We start from the raw sequence: 20,338 nt of genomic DNA, 5'->3' as shown, positions 1-20,338 counted from the left end.
TTTGAATTTCTTTAATTGTTTCATTGGTGGACACCTCCTTTTGTTGGAGTTCAAATCTTATTTTAGGGTGTCCACCTTCTTTCTGAACTTCAACACGCTAACCCTTTTTAACTACGGAAAGAGCTACTCTGTCTCCCTCCCTTAATCCCTTCTTTATCTCCGTAAATCTGTCGTCACTCCAGCCTACTTCAACCGGAACCTCAACTATTCTCTTTCCCAAAAGCTTGTAAACTACGTACTTCCCATTCTTCCACTTGACTGCTCCATTTGGGACAACCAGAACGTTCTTCTTAACTCCGGCAATTATTCTGTTGTGTGTGGTCATTTCAGGCCTTAGGAGTTCTTCGTCCTTAAAGCCCCTTACAACGACTATGTAGTAGACAACGTTGTTGAGTATCTTTGGCTTTGGATATATCTCAACAACCTTTCCCTTAAACACTTTGTTTCTGTAGGCATCAACCGTAAACTCAACGTCCATTCCCTTCTTTACTTTTCCAATCTCTGTTTCGTCAACGTAGACCCAGTTCTCAAGCTTTTTTGGGTCCAAGATTGTTACGAACTGGGGAGCGTTCAATCCTGCAACAACAGTTTCTCCCTTCTGTGTTGAGACAAAGGAGATAACTCCGCTAATAGGGGCGTAAATGTAGGAGTAGGAGTACCTTACCTCTGCTTCCTTAAGTGATTCCTTGGCCTTTTTAAGGCTTTGAGCGTACTCTACCCTTAACCTCTTTAGCTCCTCTTCCTGAGCCTTTAGGTTGAACTTGGCCTTTTTTACACTTTCTAAGGCTGACTTAAAGGAACTCTCCGCCCTCTTTAACTCTGCCTTGGCCCTCTTGAACTTTTCCTCCGTCGTGTAACCTATTGAGAGGAGCCTCTTCTGTCTCTCAAACTCCCACCTCTTTAACCTTAAATTCTCCTCCTCAGCCTTTAATTTTGACCTGGCAGAGAGAAGTTCAGACTCTGCAGACTTAACCTTTAACTCCTGTTCCCTTATTCTCCTTGGATACGTTTTCTCAACCTCCTTTAGATTTGCCCTTGCCCTCTCAAGCTCTGCCTTTAGTTCCCTGTTGTCTATTACGGCTATTAAATCGCCCTTTTTAACGATATCTCCTACCTTAACGTTCTCCTCAACGACCGTTCCAGAAATCCTTGCTCCGACCTTTATCTCTGCTCCTACCTGAGGCTTCACTATACCGGTCGCATCAATTACTCTCTTTACCTCTCCCCTCTTTACTTCAACGACCTTTGTTGGAACGAGGGTAACCTTTTTGGTTTTTAACTTGAGAAAAACTCCTATTCCAACTAAAAGTGCTAATAAAAGGGCAAGTAACCTTTTCAATTTTTACCTCCGACGAGCTCTCCTGTTGCCTTTTTGAGGGAAACTATTGATAGGTTGTACTCGTAAAGGGCTCTCACGTAACTCTCCTCTGCCTCTTTCAAAGAGTTGAGTGTCTGCAGGAGAAGAACAATGTCTGAAACACCTAACTTGTACTCGTTTAGAGCTCTATCGTAAGCCTTTTGTGAGTATTTGAGGGAGCTCCTAGCAGAAGTTAGCTTTTTGTAGGCAGATTCAACGTCACTTAGGGCATTTATGACCTCTAACTTTACAGAGTTTTTAACCTTTCTGAGATTTAACTCCGACTGAATCAGTGAGGACTTCTGAGAGAGAGCTCTGTACTTTGTCTCTCCACTGTCAAATATTGGGTAGGAGAGTGTAATTCCTGCAGAGTAGGACTTATCTCCAGGAAATTCAGTTCCGGAGCGCTCTGCAGACAGTGAAATAGAGAGGGTAGGAGAAAGGGTTCTCTCCACAAGTTTTACTCTTTCCCTTTCAATTCTAACCTTCTCCTCAGCCTTTTTTATCTCAGGCCTCAGTTTAAAGGCTGTTTTGAGGAGCTCTTTTAACGTTTTATCTATCGGCTCATCTGAGAACTCAAAGTCGGGTTTTTCTACCTTTTTTAAGGAAAAATCTAAGAGGGCATTTAGTTCTGAAAACTTCTTTCTGTAGTCGTTTTCAGCCTCAATCAGGGAGCTCTCTGCACTTTCAACTTCAGACTCTGCCTTTAAAACGTCGGTAACCATTACAAGTCCCTGTTTGTACTTCTCCCTTGCGACAGAGAGAATCTCCTTAGAGTTTTTAAGGATTGTTCTCCTGATTTTTATCTGTTCGTCGTAGAACTTAAGTTGGTAGAGCTTCTTCAGTGCTTCGTAGTAAACCGTTAGGAAAATTTCCTTTAAGGCTTCCTTGAGTTCCTCTATCTCTTTTGAGTCTATAGAGAGCTCCACGCTCCTTTTTAAGTTCAAGACTTCAGAGTTGATAGAAACTCCATAGCTGTAGTTCTGATTCCAGTTTTCCTTAAAGTCTGGATAGAACTCCTGAAAACTGAAGGAGAGGTTGACTTTAGGGAAGAACTCTCTGAGTGTTGCCCTTCTTTGAAACTCCTGCTGTTTGACCTGTTCCCTTGATATTTTTAAGTCCAACGAGTTTTTCTCAACGAGTTTCTTCAGATTTTCTGGGTTTAAACCTGAGCCGAGAGATTCTGAAGTACAAAAGAGCATAATAGATAAAAATGTAACTAACCGCCTCAACCTAACCTCGAACAGAGAGAGTGTTGGGAAATGATACTAAAATAGAATCTACGAAATTTCAGGAGGTTTTCCATGAGAACGATAGACGTTTCAACAAAGTTTGACAATTTGAGAACGGCAAGGGCAAAGGGAAGGATTAGACTGTCTCCCGAAACTGTTAAGAAAATTGTTAATAGGGAAATTCCGAAGGGAGACGTCCTTTCAGCCTCTCAGATAGCTGGAATAATGGGGGCAAAGAAGACCTCAGAGCTCATGCCATTCTGCCATCCTATCCCAATAGACCACATAGAGGTCAAGACAGAGGTTGGAGAGGACTACGTTGAGGTTGAGGCAGAGGTCAGGGGAATTTGGAGGACGGGTTACGAGGTTGAGGCTATGAATGCCTGTCTCATGGCGCTTTTAAACATTTACGACATGTGTAAGGCCTACGATAAGAACATGGTTATTGAGGAAGTTAAGTTAGTTTCAAAGAGTGGAGGAAAATCGGACTGGGCTGAGGATTTAAGGGGGTTGAAGGCTGCTGTTATAACTGTGAGCGATTCGGCTTCAAGGGGAGAGAAGGAGGACAGGAGTGGGAAGTTGGCTCAGGAAATACTAAGAGAGTTTGGGGCTGAAATTATCGGCTACGAAATCGTTCCAGACGATAAGGAGAGGATTAAAGAGAGTGTTAAAAAGTTCAAGGACATGGGAGCCAATCTAATCGTTACAACGGGAGGAACGGGATTCAGCCCGAGGGATGTGACTCCGGAGGCTTCAAAGGAGCTGTTTGAAAAGGAGATGGTGGGATTCTCTGAGGCTATGCACATTTTAGGCATTAGGTTCACTCCAAAGGCAATAATGTCAAGGGCTAAGGCTGGCCTTCTCTCTCCGGAGTGTATTCTCCTAAACCTCCCAGGTTCCTCAAGGGGAGTGGAACAGAACCTGAGAATGTTCTCTCCACTCATTAAACACGCCCTTAAGATGGCACAGGGGGGTGGCCACTGATAAGTGTATGCGTTCTGGCAGGTGGTAAGAGCTCCCGATTTGGAGCTGATAAGCTCACAGCTCCCTTTAGAGGAAAGTTCTTAATTTCAAACATTCTTGATGAGCTAATCGATTTTCCTGAGGTTATCCTAATAACTAAATTTCCGTTTAAGTTTCTACCGCTGGTGAGGACTTATCACAATTTAAAAGTTGTTGTTGAAAGTTTCCCTGAATTTTCTCCCATTTACGGAATTTACACGGGACTGAGGAGTGCAAAATTTGAGAAGGTTGTTTTCGTTCCAGGCGACGTTCCTCTTTTGAAGGGTGAGCTCGTTAGGGAGCTCTCCTTTGAGGTTCCACCTGCCGTTGTTGTAGAGGGGAATAGGATTCACTCGCTGTTTACGGTAATCTCAAAACTTTCACTGCTGAAAGTTGAGGAGTTTCTGAGAAGTGGAAGGCACAAGTTGAGGGAGCTCCACGGGGAACTAAATTCCCGTCCTATTCCCTTTGAGAAATTCCAGCATCTTGACTTTATAAGGGATTCACTGAAGAACGTTAATAGACAGGAGGACTACATTGAGGCCGTCTGTAGATGAGTTAATTGATAAGGTAAAGAGGAATTCAAATCCTGAAAACTTGGGGATGATTCTGGTTCACAACGGAATTGTTAGGGAGAGCTCCCGCTCAGGGGAGAGGGTTTCCGAGATGGAGCTCTCCTTTGATAGTGAAAAACTGAATGAGGTTGTCTCTGAGATTGAAAAAAAGGACGGAATCGAGGCCGTTGAGGTATGGATAAACAAGGGAAGGTTGAAGGTAGGAGACGACATAATGGTTGTTGTTGTTGCAGGGAGGTTTAGAAGTGATGTTCTCCCTGCATTTGAGGAACTCATTTCCCGTATAAAGAAGGAGGTTGTTGTTGAGAAGGAGATTTGACGATAGCCATCTGACCGATTTTGAAAGGTGGGTAATTTTCAAGAAGGGGACAGAACCTCCGTTTCAAAACAGGTACTGGAACCACTTTGAAAGGGGAGTTTACGTCTGTAAGCTGTGCAGACAACCCTTGTTTAGGAGTGAGGATAAGTTCCTCTCCTACTCTGGCTGGCCTTCCTTTGATAGTTCAATTCCCGGTTCTGTAAAGGAAATTCCTGAGGAGTTTCCAGATGACAGGATTGAGGTTGTATGTTCAAGGTGTGGAGCACACTTGGGACATGTCTTCTACGGGGAGGGATATACTGAAAAGGGCGTTCGTTACTGTATAAATTCTGCTTCGATAGACTTTGTCCCTGAGGAAGAGGATGGCGCTGATAGAGCTCCGTAACGTCAGGAAGGTTTACAGACAGGGGGATTTAGAGGTTGAGGTTTTAAAGGGAATAGACCTTTCGATAGAGAGGGGGGAGTTTGTCTCTATAATGGGACCTTCAGGTTCGGGAAAGTCAACCTTGATGTACATTTTGGGCTGTTTGGACAGGCCTACAAGTGGTGAGTACATTTTGGACGGGAGGAACGTTTTGGAGCTCTCAGACGAGGAACTTTCAAAGCTAAGGGCTGAATACATAGGCTTTGTCTTCCAGGCATTTTACCTTGTTCCCTACCTCAACGTTTTGGACAACGTTGTCCTACCGGTTGAGTACCTTCCGAAGGAAAGGAGAAGGGAGCTCTTTTCAAAAGTTTCTCCTGAGGAGAGGGCAAAGGAACTTCTAAGCCGTTTGGGAATGGAGGAGAGGCTCTCGTTTAAACCGGAGGAGCTTTCTGGAGGACAGAAACAGAGAACTGCAATTGCGAGAGCTCTGATTAACTCTCCAGAGATTATTCTTGCAGATGAACCGACAGGACAGTTGGACACGGCTTCCGGAAGGGCAGTTCTTGAGATTTTCAAGGAGCTTAACTCTGAGGGAAAAACAGTAGTGGTTGTTACACACGACCCTGAAGTGGCAAGACAGGCCAAAAGGGTCATTAGAATTCAGGATGGAGCCATCGTTGGATGAGTAGATTTCTGATAAAGGAGCTCATCCTTTCACTCGTTCACAACAGGCTGAGAACCCTCTTTGGAATTTCGGGAATAGTTTTCGGTGTCGTTTCTGTTGTTTTAATTGTTGCGTCAATAGAAGGAAGTTCATTACTTGCTAACAGAATAATTCAGAAGTTAGGTCCAGATTCTGTTTTAATAGTTTCCGGTTCTGTTAAAAAGGGTCCAAGGAGTGGCTTTAGAAACTTAACGTTAGAGGATGTAAAGGAAATTGGGAGATTAGAGGGAATATTTGCGCTGACCTACGGAGTTGTTAAACCTATGACTATGGTTTCAAGCCTTTCCCAGTCAAAGTTTTCCTCTGTTTTTGGAGTTGGTAGAGACTGGCTAATTTCTTGGGACTACAGAGTTGAGGAGGGAAGGGGATTTACCGAGGGTGATTTTCAGAATTTGAGAAAGGTTGCTGTTGTTGGACACGACGTTAGCGATTTTCTATGGCCAAACCAGAACCCAGTTGGAAAGACCCTCTTGGTTGGAAAAACCCCTTTTAGAGTGGTAGGAGTTTATAAAAAGAAGGGAAAGACTCCGAACGGCCACAATTTGGACAACAGAGTCTTTATTCCTTTTCCCGTTTTTGACAGGGTTATCGAAAAGACCTACGGGCATATAAGCATTATCAGGTTTAGGGTTTTGGATTTGGATAGCTACAACAAAATAGTTTCTGAAACGAGAGAGATTCTACTTAAACACCACAAACCGGACGAATTCATGGTTATAACACCGACCGTTGTTAAGAAATTTCTATCAATGCTATCTGCGACTCTTGCTCTGTTTTTAGGAATTGCCTCAACAACGGCATTAGTAATAGGGGGATTTGTCCTTTCGTCGATTTTTTATATAAATATACAGGTGAGACAGTGGGAAATTGGACTGAGAAGGGCTTTAGGAGCAACAGGGAGAGAGATTCTCTACAGGATTCTCTACGAAGCCGTTTTAATATCTGTAATTTCCTCAATTTTTGGAGTCATTGTAGGTTACATCTTAATAGGAAAGCTCCTTCCTCTTTTAAACATTCCTGTTGTCTACCCTTTAAAAGCCTTTGTTATATCCTCTCTCTTCTCCCTTATCGTTTGCCTCTTTGCTGTCTACTTTCCTGCAAAAAAGGCGGCCTCTTTTGAGCCTGTTAGAGCTCTCAGGAGGAAGGCTTAATGTTAAAAGCTCTTCTATCCTACGCTTCTGAAAATAAAAAGAGGTTCTCACTTTCCATCATAGGAATCGCAATTGGTGTCTTTACGCTTACCCTCATGTTGGGAATTTCGTCTGCAATGAAAAAAAGGGTAGAGTTTGTCATAGGCAAGATGGGCTCATCCGTTTTAGTTGTTCTTCCCGGAGATGTTAAGAACTTAGGCGGAAGGACTATTCAACTGTCGTTCTATCCTACGCTGAAGATATCCGATGCAGAGGCAATCAAGGAAAAGTGTCCCGATGTCCTCTACGTCTCTCCTTACAAAAAGGTATCTCCCAACGTTCACTACGGAGGAAAATCCTACAGTGCCTCTGTTTATGGTGTCTGGCCGGAGTATAGAAATATTGCCAATTTGGAGCTCCTGTGTGGAAGGTTTTTAAACAAGGAAGATGTTGATGGGATTTCTCAGAGGGCTGTCTTGGGATACAGTGTTGCAAGGGAGCTCTACGGGAATACATGTCCGGTTGGAAAGGTTATCTACCTATTTAATGCTCCCTACAGAATTGTTGGAGTTCTTAAAAAGAAGGGAACGGACCTAGGTGGAGAAAACTTGGACGATAGAGTTTATATACCGATAAGTTCTGCCGTTAAGAGAATTTCAAACGTTGACTACATAGATGGAATCTACGTTCTTCCAGACTCTCCAAAACTTGTTGACACAGTTAAAAAGGAAGTTGAAGGGCTGCTCCTCAAAAGACACAAAAAGAAGGACTTTTCTGTCAACAAGTACGAGGACTTGGTAAACACACAAAAGCAGGCAATGGACGTTTTTAAAAAGCTGTCTCTAATTGTCTCTTTCATATCCTTTGGGACGGGAGCTCTGGGAATAATTGCAGTTCTTACACTGTCGGTCTACGAGAGGTACGTTGAAATAGGGATTAGAAGGGCCTTTGGAGCTACAAAGGGGGCAATTTTTATCCAGTTTCTCTACGAGGCTACCTTTCTTTCGTCGGTTGGAGCTCTGATGGGAGCTTCCATCTCCGCCCTTCTTGTCTTTGGAATAACGAAGGTTGCCCACTGGCCTGTTTATATTCCCTTAAAGGAAGCCTTTTTCTCGATAGTTCTTTCATTGTTAATCGGTCTAATTTCGGGAGTCTACCCTGCAGTGAGAGCTCTCTCTGTAGACCCGAAGGAGGTTTTGAAGGAGGAGTAGTGATGTATTAAATTCAAGTTTAAACAGTATGTAGGAAATTAATTATGAAATCCTTAATAACTATTGCTGCTTTAATCCTGTTCATTTCTGTTTTGTTCTATGTAATAACTGTCTACAACAGATTTCAAAAGTTGAAAAACGGAGCTGAAGCTACGTTAGGTCAGATAAAGGTAGCCCTTAAAAAGAGGTTAGATTTATTAACTCAGTTAGTTGATAGTGTTAAAAGCTATGCGTCCTTTGAAAAGGAAACGCTTGAAAGAATTACTCAACTGAGGAGTTCTGTTTTTAAAGCTAATACAGCAAGGGATATTGACAGTTTAGACAGAGAGTCGAGGCAAATTCTTGGAAACATTCTCGTTTCTGTTGAGAACTATCCAGACCTAAAGACCTCAAGCCTTGCTAAGGATATTAATAACTCAATTAATGAGTTAGAAGATGAAATTGCAAGGCACAGGTATACCTATAACAATATCGTTCAGGAATTCAACACTATGCTTGATACGTTTCCCTCAAACTTGATTGGCTCAACTTTTGGATTTAGAAAGATGGAGTACTTAGAGTTTGAGGATAGGATAAATCAAATTCCCAATTTGAAATGGTAGTATGAAAGAAAAGAAATACCTAATCATTGGTCTTATCCTTTTTTCTATCTCTTCTGCTATAAGCTTCTACCTAACAAAAATAAATGACCTCAGGTTAATTTTCTCCTCAATCTTTGCTGATTATTCAGCAGTAATAAGTCTGGATAAGGAAATTAACCTTTCTGAAGATTTTACCTACTTTGTAAAAGAGGACAAGAAATTTCAAATGCTATACAGAGTTTGGAGAGCTCCGCTCACATACAGAGAGAAAATAAACCGTCCCTACATTAGATTGGATGAAACTATTTACAGTAAAGGACTGTACGATTGGTATGTAAAGGACTTTAAGGGAAGAATTTTTGGAAGTTTTTCAAATCCTCAGTCTAAATTTCTGGTTAGAAAACTTGCTGAACAGAATGAAGTAGGAATGGTTAATCCTAACAGATTTTCCTCTGGTAGATACAACTTAGGACTCCTCTATACGGTGTTTCCCCCAATTGAATCTGATGGGAAATTTCTCCACTTGAATCTTAGACTGGGAGATAAACACATCTTTTACAGAAAGGTTTTTGTTGAGATTGATGACCCAAGGGGAATGGTTAAGGAGGTTTTTCCTCACGTTACAAACTGGGATTTAAAAAGGAATGGAAATAAAATCTTTTTAACTGGTCTGTCACCGTTAAACAGTATTGTTGGAGTGGAACTGTTACTTAAACCAACAGATATTAACGGATTTTTCTACAGAACAACTGATGTAGATACCAAAACATTGGAAGCAAATAAAGGACTTTTTACTGTAAGACTTTTTTATGACGTTTTTAAAACTTTCCTTTTTATAATTGTTCTTCTCTACCCTATTTTCTTCTATTTGTTCTACTTGAAATTTGGTAGGGAAAAGGAGTTTTTGGTTCCGAGTTTTTTAAGTTACGTTCCAAATCCTAAAAGAAAGCCTTATGTTGTTAACCTTCTTTTTAATAGAGATGCCCTATCTGGTGATGAAAATGCCCTTTTCTCAACTGTTTTAGATTTTATTAGAAGAGGAATCGTAAGTGTTAAGAAATCCTACAACAGTTTAGTTATAGAAATTCTAAAGGAGAATGAGAAATTTGATGACTATGAACGAAAGGTTATAGAGTTTTTTAAAATTTTCGGATTTAGGGACGATAAATGTAGATACTACTTTGATTTAAAGTCCTTTAAGAATAGAATAGAGTGGTGGAAAAGGGAGAGAAATATTGCTCAGTTGGAACTTTTAAAGAAGTATCTTGACATACTGTTAAGCTACGAAAATCATAAGTTAACAGATAGAGTTTTAGATAGGAAAGGTTGGAATATATTCTTGCTAATTCATACTTCTCTCCTTTCTGTTCTGATATTCTTAATTGCTGTTAATAAGATGTTTTTACTTTCTGACAGGTTTTTTATTGATTTCTACCCTGTTTACGTCTATTCAGCAGCTCTACTTTTTAACTTTCTTCTATCTATTGCTCTTTTTCCTTCGCAGTTTTTTGGAAGGTGGAAGGAAGATTTCTACAGGGAAAAGCTCATGTGGGATGCCTTCAAAAATTTCCTGTCAGACCTTGCAATGATAAAGAAGTATTCACCTGAGGACATTTCCATATGGAAGGAATGGTTAGTCTATGGAACAGCATTGGACGTTGCAGATAAGGTAGAAGAGGCCCTAAGGGAGCTCTCTATTTCTGTTCCTGACTTAAAGGAGTTAACTTCAACGAGAGTAAGTTTGAGTACCTCTTTTTCAGACTACAAATCAACTGTTTCCAGTGCTCTCACAAGCTCCTCTTCTTCCTCCTCCAGAGGAGGTTTTGGAGGAGGTGGAGCTGGAGCAAGGTAGAAACTACTCTGAAAAAAGGGCTTCTGTAAACTCCTCCGGGTCAAACTTTCTCAGGTCCTCAATCTTTTCGCCTATTCCTACAAACTTAATTGGAACCTTCAAGTCGTTGCAGATTGCTATTACGATTCCCCCCTTTGCAGTTCCATCCAACTTTGTCAGGGCTATTCCTGTAACGTCGGTTATCTCCTTGAATGCCTTTGCCTGTGAGATTGCATTCTGACCGGTATTTGCATCCAAGACCAATAAAATCTCTGCAGGCTGACCGGGAAATTCCCTTCCAATAACCTTCTTTATCTTGTGAATTTCCCTCATGAGCCTTTCCTTGTTGTGGAGCCTTCCTGCAGTGTCGACGATTAAGACATCCTCTCCCTTTGCCTTTATACTCTGAATTGCATCGTAGACAACAGCTGCAGGGTCCGTTCCTTCCTGCCCCTTAACAATTCTGACTCCAGCCCTTTCTGCCCAGACCTCTAACTGCTCGATTGCTGCAGCTCTAAAGGTATCTGCTGCGGCAAGGACAACTGAGTATTCCTTGTCCTTTAACTGCTTTGCCAGTTTTCCTATTGTTGTCGTCTTTCCAACGCCGTTTACACCAAGAACCAAAATGACTGAAGGCTTTTCATTTAAATTAAGCTCCCCTTTGCAGGTTCTTAGCATCTCCTTTATTTTCTCCTTTAGGAGCTCCAAAAGCTCATCCGACTTTTTAATCTTTCTCCTCTTTGCCTCTTTTTTTAGATAATCGATAAGCTCGAGGGTTGTCTTCACTCCAACGTCTGCAAGAATCAACCTCTCCTCTAACTCCTCAAACAGACTCTCGTCCACATTCCTGCCGGATAACTGGGAAAGGCCAAGGGCATCCCTTGTCTTTTTGAGTCCCTCTTTAAAGCTCTTTATTATCTTTGAACCGCCTATCCCTAACTTCTCTTCAAGTTCCCTCTTTTTAACCATGTACTCGAAGGAGTAGCTCTCTGGAACCTTATCCTCTATCTCCTTGAGAGCCTTATAGGCAAGGTCGTAGAGACCTTCTTTTATGTAGAGATTTGCAATGTGGTAGTTTGAGAGAAATGAGAGCTTTTCGTTCTGACTGTTTTTAGCTACATCGTACAGGTTTCTGGCCTTCTGAAAGTTTCCCCTGTACTCCTCAATTAGTCCCTTTAGAAATGAACTGTAATCCTTTCCGAGTTTCTCCTCTATTTCAGTTAGGTATGGCTCTATCTCCCTGTAGAGGGCTAAGTTTCTCAATATTTTGGAAACTTCCTCAATGAGTTCACCGTTGCTGTATAAAAGGGCATTTTTTAATGCCTCTGGAGCTCTCCTTTCATTCTCCTCTGCAAGTTTTAACCACTTCTCAGGCTGGTTTGGATTCTCCTTAAGCTCATCTTCAATCTTTGGCTTTCTCTTAAAGAATTTGAACATTTCAGCTCCCTTAGGGTTTTGAGAAAAAACTAAATGTTAAAGCTCATTTGTCAACTTAACAAGTCTACAGAGGAGCTCGTAAGGTTTTCCTTCCTCCATTGCTCTTACAGAGAGCTCCATTCCCTCCTCAACGCTTTTAACCCTATCTCCTGCAAGGAGAGCAAAGGCCGAGTTAAGGGCCACTACGTCCCTCTTAGCTCCTTTCTCCTCTCCAGTTAGGATTCTCCTTACAATCTCCCTGTTCTCCTCCAACGTTTCTCCACCTTTTATTTCCGAAAAGGGAGCTCTCCTTAAACCAAAGTCCTCTGGAGAAATCACGTAGCTCTTTATCTCCCCGTCCTTTATCTCCGTAACCTTTGTCAGGTCGCTTATCGTTATCTCGTCAGTTCCGTCCTTTCCGTGAACTATAAAGGCCCTCTTCGTTCCGAGTTTTAAAAGAACCTCTGCGAGCTTCTCGGTTAGGTTTTCACTGTAAACTCCCATCAGCTGTCTCAGAGCTCCAGCAGGATTTGTCATAGGGCCAAGGAGGTTAAAGATTGTCCTTATACCTAACTCCCTTCTCGGCCTTGCAACAGAGGCCATTGCAGGGTGGAACTTTGGAGCAAACATAAATCCAAATCCCAACTCCTCAATACACCTTGCTACCTTCTCAGGTTCAAGGTCTATCTTTACTCCAAAGCTCTCCAAAATATCTGCACTTCCGCACCTACTTGAAACTGACCTGTTTCCGTGTTTTGCCACAGGAACACCGCAGGATGCAACGACTAAAGCAACAGTTGTTGAGATGTTGAACGTTCCCTTTAAATCCCCTCCCGTTCCGCAGGTATCAACCAACCTCTTCCTTAAATCCTCTGAGAGAGGAACCTTTCTGCTCTTTTCCCTCATTACTCTCGTTGCCCCGGCTATCTCATCAACGGTCTCTCCCTTAGCCCTGAGGGCAACCAAGATACCGGCAATCTGAACGTCGGTCAGTTTCCCTTCCATTATTTGATTGAATAGGTTGGAGCTCTCCTTCTCAGTTAAGTTTTCCTTCTCAACTAACCTGTTTAATAGGTTTTTAAACTCCATACTTTTCCACCTCTTCAGGTTTTAGAAATTTACCGTCAAGTCCTTTAAAAATTTCCTCAATTGGATTTACGTCCTCTAATTTAAAAAGGTGGCTTTCACATTTACAGTCGGTTGAGCCAAACCCTAAGACGGCCTCTCCAACGGCAGAAACCTCTTTTGCAAGTTTACACTCAAACCTCTTTCCCTCAAATATCCAGACTCCAATAAACTCTGTTTCATCCTTTGTAGTTAAAAAATCTATGTGCCAGTGCCTCTTCTTATCCTTTTTCATGTGTCTTAGAACTCTCCTTTTTAATCCGCCACTTCCAAAGGCAGAGCCGCAGTAAACGTAAATTCCCCTCTTTAACTGAAAAGCCCTGCCGTTTCTAACCTCTACATTTAGGTCACTTTTAACCTCAAAGATTAGACAGTAGCTACCCTTCAACGTTTACTTCCTCTAACGAGAGTCTTGGGAGAGCTCCGACTGTGAGCTCGTCTCCACCCTCAAGGAGAAACCTCCTGTATCCAACGTAGGCAACCATTGCACCATTGTCAGATGTGTACGAAAGGTCGGGAAGTAAAACCTCGTACCCCTTTTCTGAAAGCTCTTCCAACTTCTCTCTCAAGAGGGAATTTGCAGAGACTCCCCCGGAAACGGCAATTCTTCTTATCCCAAACTCTTTTAAGGCCTTTTTTAACTTTCCAACTAAGTATTCAACAGCAGTTTTCTGAAACGAAGCAGCAATCTGTTCCTTAGGATACCCCTTCTCAACTAACCTCTTGACTGCAGTCTTTATTCCACTGAAGCTGTAGTTGAGCCCCTTGACCTTTGGTTTAGGAAGTTGGAGGTAGTCTCCCTTAAACTCTCTGTAAATTCTGTCTATTACGGGACCTCCTGGATAACCTAAATTAAGCATCTTTGCAACCTTATCGTAGGCCTCTCCAACTGCATCGTCCAAGGTCTTTCCGACAACCCTGTACCTTCCAAGCCCCCCTGCAAGGACTAAAAGAGTGTGCCCCCCGCTTACAACGAGTCCTAAAAACGGATACTCAGGCTCCTTTCCTATAAAAGGGGATAGGAGGTGAGCCTCTATGTGGTGAACGCCCTTAAATGGCAGACCCGAGCAGTAAGAGATACCCTTTCCGAAAGTTAAACCGACGAGGAGGGCCGGAAGGAGGCCAGGAAACCTTGTGACAGTTATCAGCTCTAAATCCTTAACTTCCACACCTGCAACCTTTAGAGCCTCCTCAAAGACAACATCTATGTTCTCAGCATGTTTTCTTGCAGCAATCTCGGGAACAACCCCTCCAAAGGGGATGTGGAACTCGTACTGAGAAGAGACAATGTTGCTCAAAATCCTGTTTTCCTTAGCATCGTAAACGGCAACAGACGTATCATCACAGGAGGTATCTATTCCCAAAACTATCACTCCTCAACCTCTAAATCCCAGTAGATTTCAGGTCTGTAACCTAACCTCTCCTCTTTCCTGTTTGCTACCTCAATAATTTTATCTGCAACTTCTCTCTTTATCTCCTTCGTTGTCGCAACAACTTTTAAACAAGCGTCAATGTAAATTTCACAGACGGGGACAATTTCCACCCTCTTTACGCCCTCTATACTCTCAACTTCTTCGACAATCTCTTTGACAAAGTCCTTTTCCTCCATTACTCCTTCCTCAAGACAACAATCTGATTTCTCAGTGTTTTTACTGCAGTGTTGAAGAGCTCCCTCAAATCCCCGTACTCATCAGTTGGAACGATTCTCTTCTTTAGAACCATCCTTGATTCCATTTTCAAACTTCTACCCTTTACTTTCCACCTTATTGAGAACTCACCTACTCTGTTCTTAAAGCTGTAGTTTTCAGGTTTTAAGTAGAGTGAATAACCTTTAGGAAGTTGAAGTTCAACGTTTGAAACCTTCTCCATCTTGTACCCCACAACGTAAGGGTACTTTCTCTTTTTAGGAGCAACCAACGTTATAAGCCTGCTGTAGTCAGGAGCCGGAAACTTTGCAAGGAGGTAGTGGGATGTTATCGTTCCGTAGTTTCTGTCCTCACCAGAAATTTCAATCCAAACTCCATTACTGTTCAGGTCCTTAAAGTTGGACAGTTTGTACTTTTCAACATCGAATCCAGGGGAGACCTTTGCAGCTAATTCCTCTACGTGTCTCTTTATCTGCCTTTTTGTTGAAGTGTTAAGCCTTGCCCTTTCGAATATACCGTAAACTCCTGTATAGATAAACTTAAAGTCTCCTTCTAACTTTCCGAAAGGTTTAAGTTCAAAATGTCCCTTGAATCCCTCAACGTTGGTTTCAGGAGGGAAAACTGGAGTCCTCTCTACAAATCCATTTCCCTTTTCAACGTCAACTATTAAAACGTTCCTTCCCTGGTCTCCTGGAGGTAGAAGTCCGAAGGGAACAAAGTCTGAGGTTGTGTCCATAAAGAACCACTTCCCTTTGAACTTTACAGCTGCAATCTCGTGGTTGAATGCGGTTGGCATCGGCATCTCAACGTCCATGTTAGCCCTGCTCAGTGTAGGAATTAGGACAGGGTAAGCCTTTATTCCAACAGCTTTAAGCATTGAGACTAAGAGTGTAGCGTGGTCCTTACAGTCCCCGTACCTGTTCTTCAAAACCTCTGATGCCTTGTGGGGTTTATAACCGTTTATTCCAAACTCCATCCCGACGTATCTAATGTTCTGAGACACAAAGTTGTATATTGCCCTTATTTTTTCCTCCTCTGTTTTTTTTCCTTTTGTAACTCTAAGGGCAGTTTCCCTGACGAGTTTATCGGGTTTTACTGCTTCCTTAGCAAGTTTGGAGTACCACTCTGAAACCTGCTTCCAGCTCTTAAGGGAGGTTATTGATACCCTCTTTGCAAGCTCCTCAAAGGGGGGCATGTTGGGTTCCCTGTCTATTGGTGGAATGTTTTTTAGACTCCAGCGGAGCTCTATAAACTTTCCCCTTTCACTTTCTGTTGGCTTTTTCTCAAAGTTGTAAGTCTTGTACTTAAAGTACTTACCCTTAGGAATTTCAACGGTAAACGTTGCCTCCTCTATGGGATACTCATCCTGAAAGTAGTTTGTCTCCCAAAATTGATTTTTCATGTAAGGTTTAACTGTCTTAATCTCGTAGGCGTACTTGATAATTGCTCCCTTTGAAACTGCAGGCATTGATATTGTTTGGTACTTCAGGTCTGAGTATATGGGAGCTTCGGAGACAAACGGTGGATATACAACGTTGAAGGCTTTTTTGTTAGGTTTGACAATTTTTCCATCTGGAGTAACAGTGTATGCGTAGAGAACCTTCAATTTCTGGTGTTCTGTCGAAAATGGAATTACTATCTCTCCAAAGTCCTTAATTCCCCTCTTTCCCGTTATTTTTACAGCCTTTTCCTCCCTCCAGATTTTTCTTCCATCGGGAAGGAATTTCACGTAGCACCTGTCGTAGAGGATGAGAGCTCCGTAGTTATCTCCTGCAAAGGAGCCAATAAACGTAGAAAGGGTAAAAATTAGGGCGGTTAGAAGCGTCTTCATCCTATTCCTCCTAATCTGTTATTCCCTCACTTTTAATTGCTTCAACAATCCTATTTATTATTTTTTCAATAAGCTCCTCTGAGTCAGCCTCTACCATAATTCTCAAGACAGGTTCCGTTCCAGAGTACCTTAGAACAATCCTTCCCCTATCTTTAAGCTCCTCATCAACCTCCTTCAGAACCTTCTGTAGATTCTCAAGGTTTTCAAGGGGAGTTTTCTTCCTCACCCTAACGTTGACGAGTTTCTGAGGGTAGAGTTTAAACAGGTCAAAGACTTCACTCATAGGTTTCCTCAAGGATTTAACTATTGAGGCTATTAGAACGGAGGTTAGAATACCGTCACCTGTCTTTCCAAATTCCCCTACGATTATGTGTCCGGACTGCTCTCCACCGATTAGAGCTCCAACCTCCTCCATCTTCTCTGCTACAAACCTATCCCCTACGGGTGTTCTGTAGAGGTTCAATCCACGTTCTTTCAGGAAAAGCTCCAGACCTACGTTACTCATAACCGTTGCAACAACGTCCTTTGACCTGTCAGAGTAATGCATTGCTAAAAGGCCAATTATTTTATCACCGTCAATTACATTGCCCTTTTCATCAACTGCTATACACCTGTCTCCATCCCCATCGTAGGCAAATCCCATGTCAAGGTTAAGCTCCCTTACCTTTTCAGCTATAAACTCGGGGTAGAGAGCTCCACATCCGTCGTTAATGTTCTTTCCATCGGGCTCTGCGTTGAAGGTAAAGACCTTTGCCCCTAACGAGTTGAAAACCTCAGGAGCTATTTGAAACGTTGCCCCGTTTGCACAGTCTATTCCAATTCTAAGCCCAGCTAAGTACCTTCCAGCAGACTCAAGGTGTTTTTTGTAGGCATCGACAATGTTGTATCCGTCAAAGACCCTTCCTATGTTGTCCGAGTCTGCCCTCGGAAGCTCGTACTTGTTGAAAACTACAAGCTCCAATCCTCCCTCTTCAGCTTCTGAAAACTTCTTTCCCTTCTCATTAAAGAACTTTAGTCCGTTGTACTCGTAAGGGTTGTGGGAAGCTGAGACCATTACTCCACCGTAGAGGCTGCCCTTATCTATAAAGAACGAAACTGCAGGAGTCGGGACTACTCCAACGTCTATAACATCAACACCGGCCGAAGTTAATCCGCTGATGAGCGCCGATTTAATCATGTCTGACGACAGCCTCGTATCCTTTCCAACAACAACGGTGTTCTTTCTCTCGGGAAACTTTGCATTCAGGTAAACTCCGTAGGAAATTCCTATCTTTTGAACCATTTCAGGAGTCAAGGGATACCTGTTTGCAATTCCCCTTATTCCATCGGTTCCAAAGAGTTTCCTCTTTACTTTCATTTTCCCTCCTCTATAGTCACTCTTACTCTTTTGGGTTCTGCCTTGTAGTAGGTGTCTATTCTTAGAACCAAAACGGCAGGGAGTTTTACTCCTGTTAAGTCGATTCTCTCAGTTTTTACGTTAAAAACTGTTTCCTTGAGCTCCTCGGGGAGGAGAAGAACTGCATAGTTCGGTACGATGTTAATCTTAGCCTTTCTTGGAATTCCAACAGCGTTCAGTTCTATTGGAACAACCTTTTTGTAAAGCTTTTCAATTTTAACAGTTATTTTCTTTGGATGTACTTTCTTAATTTTGACGGATTCTACCGGAAGGGAAATGGAATTCTTGTCCAACTTTACGGTAATCCATCCACTCTCCTCAACTTTACTCGGAACTAAGACCTTAACCTCTTTAATGTTCTCAAGGGTTATTATGTCCTTCCTGTACCCTTCAACCTTTATTTTGAGCGATTTAGGTTGATAGTCCGCTATCTTGTAGTTTCCGGTAGAAACAGGTTTGAAGGGAACTTCTATCGTTGTTTCGACAATTTCCTTGTTTGTTGCTAAAAACCACAGGAGAACTGCAAATAAAAAGGCTAACAGTTTATAGTGAAAGTTCCTGAAAACGATTTCATAGATTCTCTTCATGAAACTTCCTCTTTAGAAACCTGAATCTGTTATCCTTCTGTGGTGTTCTTATTAGGAGTCCCGTTAGAACCTTTTTGAGTTTTTGGGGGTCAATGTCCTTTATGAGCTTACCTGAGTAGGAAACCGATATTGCTCCAGTTTCCTCAGAAACAACAACGGTTACTGCGTCTGTTTCCTCACTTATACCGATGGCTGCCCTGTGTCTCGTTCCAACCGTCTGCGGAAGGTTTGGGTTTAACGTCAGTGGAAGGAATGCACCTGCCTTGTAAATTCTGTTCTTCTTTACAACTACAGCTCCGTCGTGAAGGGGAGTTCCAGGCCAAAAGATTGTTATTAGAAGTTCCTTTGAAACCTTTGCATCAAGAACTGTACCGGATTCAATGTAGTTATCAACGTCAATCTCCCTCTCAATAACTATGAGAGCTCCAATTCTATCCTCAGACATTACAGCTGCCGCCCTGACAATTTCCTCAATTATCCTCTCCGATTCCTCATCGGCGGATAGGATTCCGAACCTGCTCTCACCAAACTTTGCTAAAAGCCTCCTGATTTCTGGCTGGAATATGACTATGAGTCCAAAGGTTCCAACTGTTATCACTCCGTTAAAGAGAAATGAGAGAGTGTATAGGTGGAGAAGCTTTGCAACGACTCCAAGTACTAAGAGGAAGAGAAGTCCTATGAGAACCTGAACGACCCTTGTTTTCGACAGACTCAAAAGAATCCAGTAGAGAATTGCAGAGACTACAACTATGTCTAAAACATCTGTAATAGAGAGTTTCGGAAGGAACTCTAACAATTTACTTCCTCTATTTCGTAGGCTAACTTTATCGCTTCTACAGTTTCCCTTACGTCGTGAGCCCTTACTATTTTTGCTCCCTTAAGGACAGCAACAACTGCTGCGGCTAAACTGCCCGGTAGCCTCTTTTTTGGTTCTTCAACACCGGTTACTTTTCCAATAAAACTCTTTCTTGATGCTCCAATAAGGATAGGTCTTCCGAGAACCTTCAGTTGGTTAAGATTCCTCAAAATGCAGAGGTTATCCTCTAACCTCTTCCCAAAACCTATTCCGGGGTCTACTATCAGCTTTTCCCTGTCAACTCCTTTCTCTACAGCCATATCTATTGAGGTTTCTAAGTAGTCGATAATTTCTGCCATTACGTCTTCGTAGTGGGGGTTCTTCTGCATGTCCTTGGGCTTTCCCTTTATGTGGGAAATAACTGCAGGACAGTTGTACTTAGCCACCACTTCAACCATTCTCTCATCAAACCTGAATCCACTTATGTCGTTTACAATATCGGCTCCCGAAAGGAGTGCCTCTTTTGCAACGGAGCTCTTATAGGTATCAACAGAAATGAAAAATTTGTCCCCTAACTTTTTCCTTATTTCCTCAATTATAGGGATGACTCTTTTTATTTCCTCATCCTCTGGAACGGGTTCAGAGCCCGGTCTTGTTGACTCTCCTCCAACGTCAATAATTTCTGCCCCCTCCTCCAACATCTCCTCACACCTCTTAACTGCCAGGTCAACCCTGTTAAACATTCCTCCATCTGAAAAGGAGTCTGGAGTTACGTTTAGAATTCCCATCACAACAGGCTCTGAAAGTTCAAGTACTTTTCCCCTATACTCTATTTTGAAGCTTTCCCTGTGGTAGTTTTCAAGGGCCTTCTCTATTAAGGAGGAGAGCTCCTTCAGCCTAAAGGGCTGCTCCTTTAATTTTTTAAGGAGCTTTTCCAACTCCCTCTCATTTACCATCAGGAGAACCTTCCACTTCCCTATCTTGAAGAGTGAGGCACTTCTTGGGACTGAACAGTCCCCACCTACAGAAATTGCATCCTGCTTTAAGATGTTTGCTCCTCTTGTGTCTATTCCGTCTATTTCCAACAGAAGAATTTCAGACTTTTTTGAAAGAATCTCGGCACCTTTAGTTGTATTGCCCAATTTCAGTAAATAGCTTCCAATCTCACCCTTGTCTTTGAAGTTTCTTATTCTTACTTTCATCTTAAACTCC

Annotated in this window: 21 protein-coding genes; 9 read left to right on the top strand and 12 right to left on the bottom strand. The window is 42.3% G+C overall.

Features of this window, described 5'->3' with window-relative positions; all coding sequences use genetic code 11:
* Positions 1–97: 97 nt before the first annotated feature.
* The gene (locus tag FN732_RS06800) at positions 98–1,339 is read right to left on the bottom strand and encodes an efflux RND transporter periplasmic adaptor subunit (RefSeq protein ID WP_142935814.1); all 1,242 of its coding nucleotides are present in this window, start codon (positions 1,337–1,339) and stop codon (positions 98–100) included.
* The gene (locus FN732_RS06795; RefSeq protein ID WP_142935813.1) at positions 1,336–2,589 is read right to left on the bottom strand and encodes a TolC family protein; all 1,254 of its coding nucleotides are present in this window, start codon (positions 2,587–2,589) and stop codon (positions 1,336–1,338) included. The genes FN732_RS06800 and FN732_RS06795 overlap by 4 nt, the downstream gene beginning before the upstream one ends.
* A gap of 72 nt (positions 2,590–2,661) precedes the next feature.
* On the opposite strand from FN732_RS06795, the gene moaCB reads away from it, so the two are divergent.
* The 9 genes from moaCB to FN732_RS06750 are packed head-to-tail and all read left to right on the top strand — an operon-like array spanning position 2,662 to position 10,350.
* Positions 2,662–3,573: a bifunctional molybdenum cofactor biosynthesis protein MoaC/MoaB gene (moaCB, locus tag FN732_RS06790; RefSeq protein ID WP_142935812.1), complete on the top strand. Its 912-nt coding sequence runs from the start codon at positions 2,662–2,664 to the stop codon at positions 3,571–3,573.
* The gene (gene mobA / locus FN732_RS06785) at positions 3,570–4,148 is read left to right on the top strand and encodes an NTP transferase domain-containing protein (protein WP_142935811.1); all 579 of its coding nucleotides are present in this window, start codon (positions 3,570–3,572) and stop codon (positions 4,146–4,148) included. The genes moaCB and mobA overlap by 4 nt, the downstream gene beginning before the upstream one ends.
* Positions 4,129–4,485, top strand: coding sequence for a molybdenum cofactor biosynthesis protein MoaE (locus FN732_RS06780; protein WP_142935810.1), 357 nt, complete (start codon positions 4,129–4,131; stop codon positions 4,483–4,485). Before mobA ends, FN732_RS06780 begins: the two co-directional genes overlap by 20 nt.
* The gene (msrB, locus tag FN732_RS06775; protein WP_142935809.1) at positions 4,469–4,870 is read left to right on the top strand and encodes a peptide-methionine (R)-S-oxide reductase MsrB; all 402 of its coding nucleotides are present in this window, start codon (positions 4,469–4,471) and stop codon (positions 4,868–4,870) included. The genes FN732_RS06780 and msrB overlap by 17 nt, the downstream gene beginning before the upstream one ends.
* The gene (locus tag FN732_RS06770; protein WP_142935808.1) at positions 4,848–5,537 is read left to right on the top strand and encodes an ABC transporter ATP-binding protein; all 690 of its coding nucleotides are present in this window, start codon (positions 4,848–4,850) and stop codon (positions 5,535–5,537) included. Before msrB ends, FN732_RS06770 begins: the two co-directional genes overlap by 23 nt.
* Positions 5,534–6,727: an ABC transporter permease gene (locus tag FN732_RS06765; RefSeq protein ID WP_142935807.1), complete on the top strand. Its 1,194-nt coding sequence runs from the start codon at positions 5,534–5,536 to the stop codon at positions 6,725–6,727. Before FN732_RS06770 ends, FN732_RS06765 begins: the two co-directional genes overlap by 4 nt.
* Complete coding sequence (locus FN732_RS06760) at positions 6,727–7,917, top strand: ABC transporter permease (protein ID WP_142935806.1); 1,191 nt, start codon at positions 6,727–6,729, stop codon at positions 7,915–7,917. The genes FN732_RS06765 and FN732_RS06760 overlap by 1 nt, the downstream gene beginning before the upstream one ends.
* 44 nt (positions 7,918–7,961) lie before the next feature.
* Positions 7,962–8,519, top strand: a complete 558-nt coding sequence (locus tag FN732_RS06755) for a LemA family protein (RefSeq protein ID WP_142935805.1) — start codon at positions 7,962–7,964, stop codon at positions 8,517–8,519.
* 1 nt (position 8,520) lies between these two features.
* The gene (locus tag FN732_RS06750; protein WP_142935804.1) at positions 8,521–10,350 is read left to right on the top strand and encodes a DUF2207 family protein; all 1,830 of its coding nucleotides are present in this window, start codon (positions 8,521–8,523) and stop codon (positions 10,348–10,350) included.
* A 3-nt stretch (positions 10,351–10,353) separates the two neighbouring features.
* Here the strand turns inward: FN732_RS06750 and ftsY are convergent, their stop codons facing one another.
* The 10 genes from ftsY to folP are packed head-to-tail and all read right to left on the bottom strand — an operon-like array spanning position 10,354 to position 20,328.
* Complete coding sequence (gene ftsY, locus FN732_RS06745; RefSeq protein WP_142935803.1) at positions 10,354–11,766, bottom strand: signal recognition particle-docking protein FtsY; 1,413 nt, start codon at positions 11,764–11,766, stop codon at positions 10,354–10,356.
* A 36-nt stretch (positions 11,767–11,802) separates the two neighbouring features.
* A complete protein-coding gene (gene trpD, locus FN732_RS06740) occupies positions 11,803–12,834 on the bottom strand; it encodes an anthranilate phosphoribosyltransferase (protein WP_142935802.1) in 1,032 nt (343 codons plus the stop codon).
* Positions 12,824–13,258 (bottom strand): GIY-YIG nuclease family protein, encoded by a 435-nt coding sequence (locus FN732_RS06735; protein WP_142935801.1) that lies wholly within the window; start codon positions 13,256–13,258, stop codon positions 12,824–12,826. Before FN732_RS06735 ends, trpD begins: the two co-directional genes overlap by 11 nt.
* Positions 13,248–14,243: a tRNA (adenosine(37)-N6)-threonylcarbamoyltransferase complex transferase subunit TsaD gene (gene tsaD, locus FN732_RS06730; RefSeq protein ID WP_142935800.1), complete on the bottom strand. Its 996-nt coding sequence runs from the start codon at positions 14,241–14,243 to the stop codon at positions 13,248–13,250. The genes FN732_RS06735 and tsaD overlap by 11 nt, the downstream gene beginning before the upstream one ends.
* On the bottom strand, positions 14,240–14,479 hold the full coding sequence (locus FN732_RS06725) for a hypothetical protein (RefSeq protein ID WP_142935799.1): 240 nt from the start codon (positions 14,477–14,479) through the stop codon (positions 14,240–14,242). Before FN732_RS06725 ends, tsaD begins: the two co-directional genes overlap by 4 nt.
* Positions 14,479–16,347, bottom strand: coding sequence for a DUF3857 domain-containing protein (locus tag FN732_RS06720; protein WP_142935798.1), 1,869 nt, complete (start codon positions 16,345–16,347; stop codon positions 14,479–14,481). Before FN732_RS06720 ends, FN732_RS06725 begins: the two co-directional genes overlap by 1 nt.
* 10 nt (positions 16,348–16,357) lie before the next feature.
* The gene (glmM, locus tag FN732_RS06715) at positions 16,358–17,704 is read right to left on the bottom strand and encodes a phosphoglucosamine mutase (protein ID WP_142935797.1); all 1,347 of its coding nucleotides are present in this window, start codon (positions 17,702–17,704) and stop codon (positions 16,358–16,360) included.
* The gene (locus FN732_RS06710; protein WP_142935796.1) at positions 17,701–18,330 is read right to left on the bottom strand and encodes a YbbR-like domain-containing protein; all 630 of its coding nucleotides are present in this window, start codon (positions 18,328–18,330) and stop codon (positions 17,701–17,703) included. The genes glmM and FN732_RS06710 overlap by 4 nt, the downstream gene beginning before the upstream one ends.
* On the bottom strand, positions 18,314–19,126 hold the full coding sequence (gene cdaA, locus FN732_RS06705) for a diadenylate cyclase CdaA (protein WP_142935795.1): 813 nt from the start codon (positions 19,124–19,126) through the stop codon (positions 18,314–18,316). The genes FN732_RS06710 and cdaA overlap by 17 nt, the downstream gene beginning before the upstream one ends.
* Positions 19,120–20,328: a dihydropteroate synthase gene (folP, locus tag FN732_RS06700; RefSeq protein WP_142935794.1), complete on the bottom strand. Its 1,209-nt coding sequence runs from the start codon at positions 20,326–20,328 to the stop codon at positions 19,120–19,122. Before folP ends, cdaA begins: the two co-directional genes overlap by 7 nt.
* Positions 20,329–20,338 lie beyond the last annotated feature (10 nt).

This window comes from Balnearium lithotrophicum, assembly GCF_900182585.1.
Classification (GTDB): domain Bacteria; phylum Aquificota; class Aquificia; order Desulfurobacteriales; family Desulfurobacteriaceae; genus Balnearium; species Balnearium lithotrophicum.
Note: the sequence above shows the minus strand (reverse complement) of the source record. Positions and strands in the feature narration are given on the sequence as shown.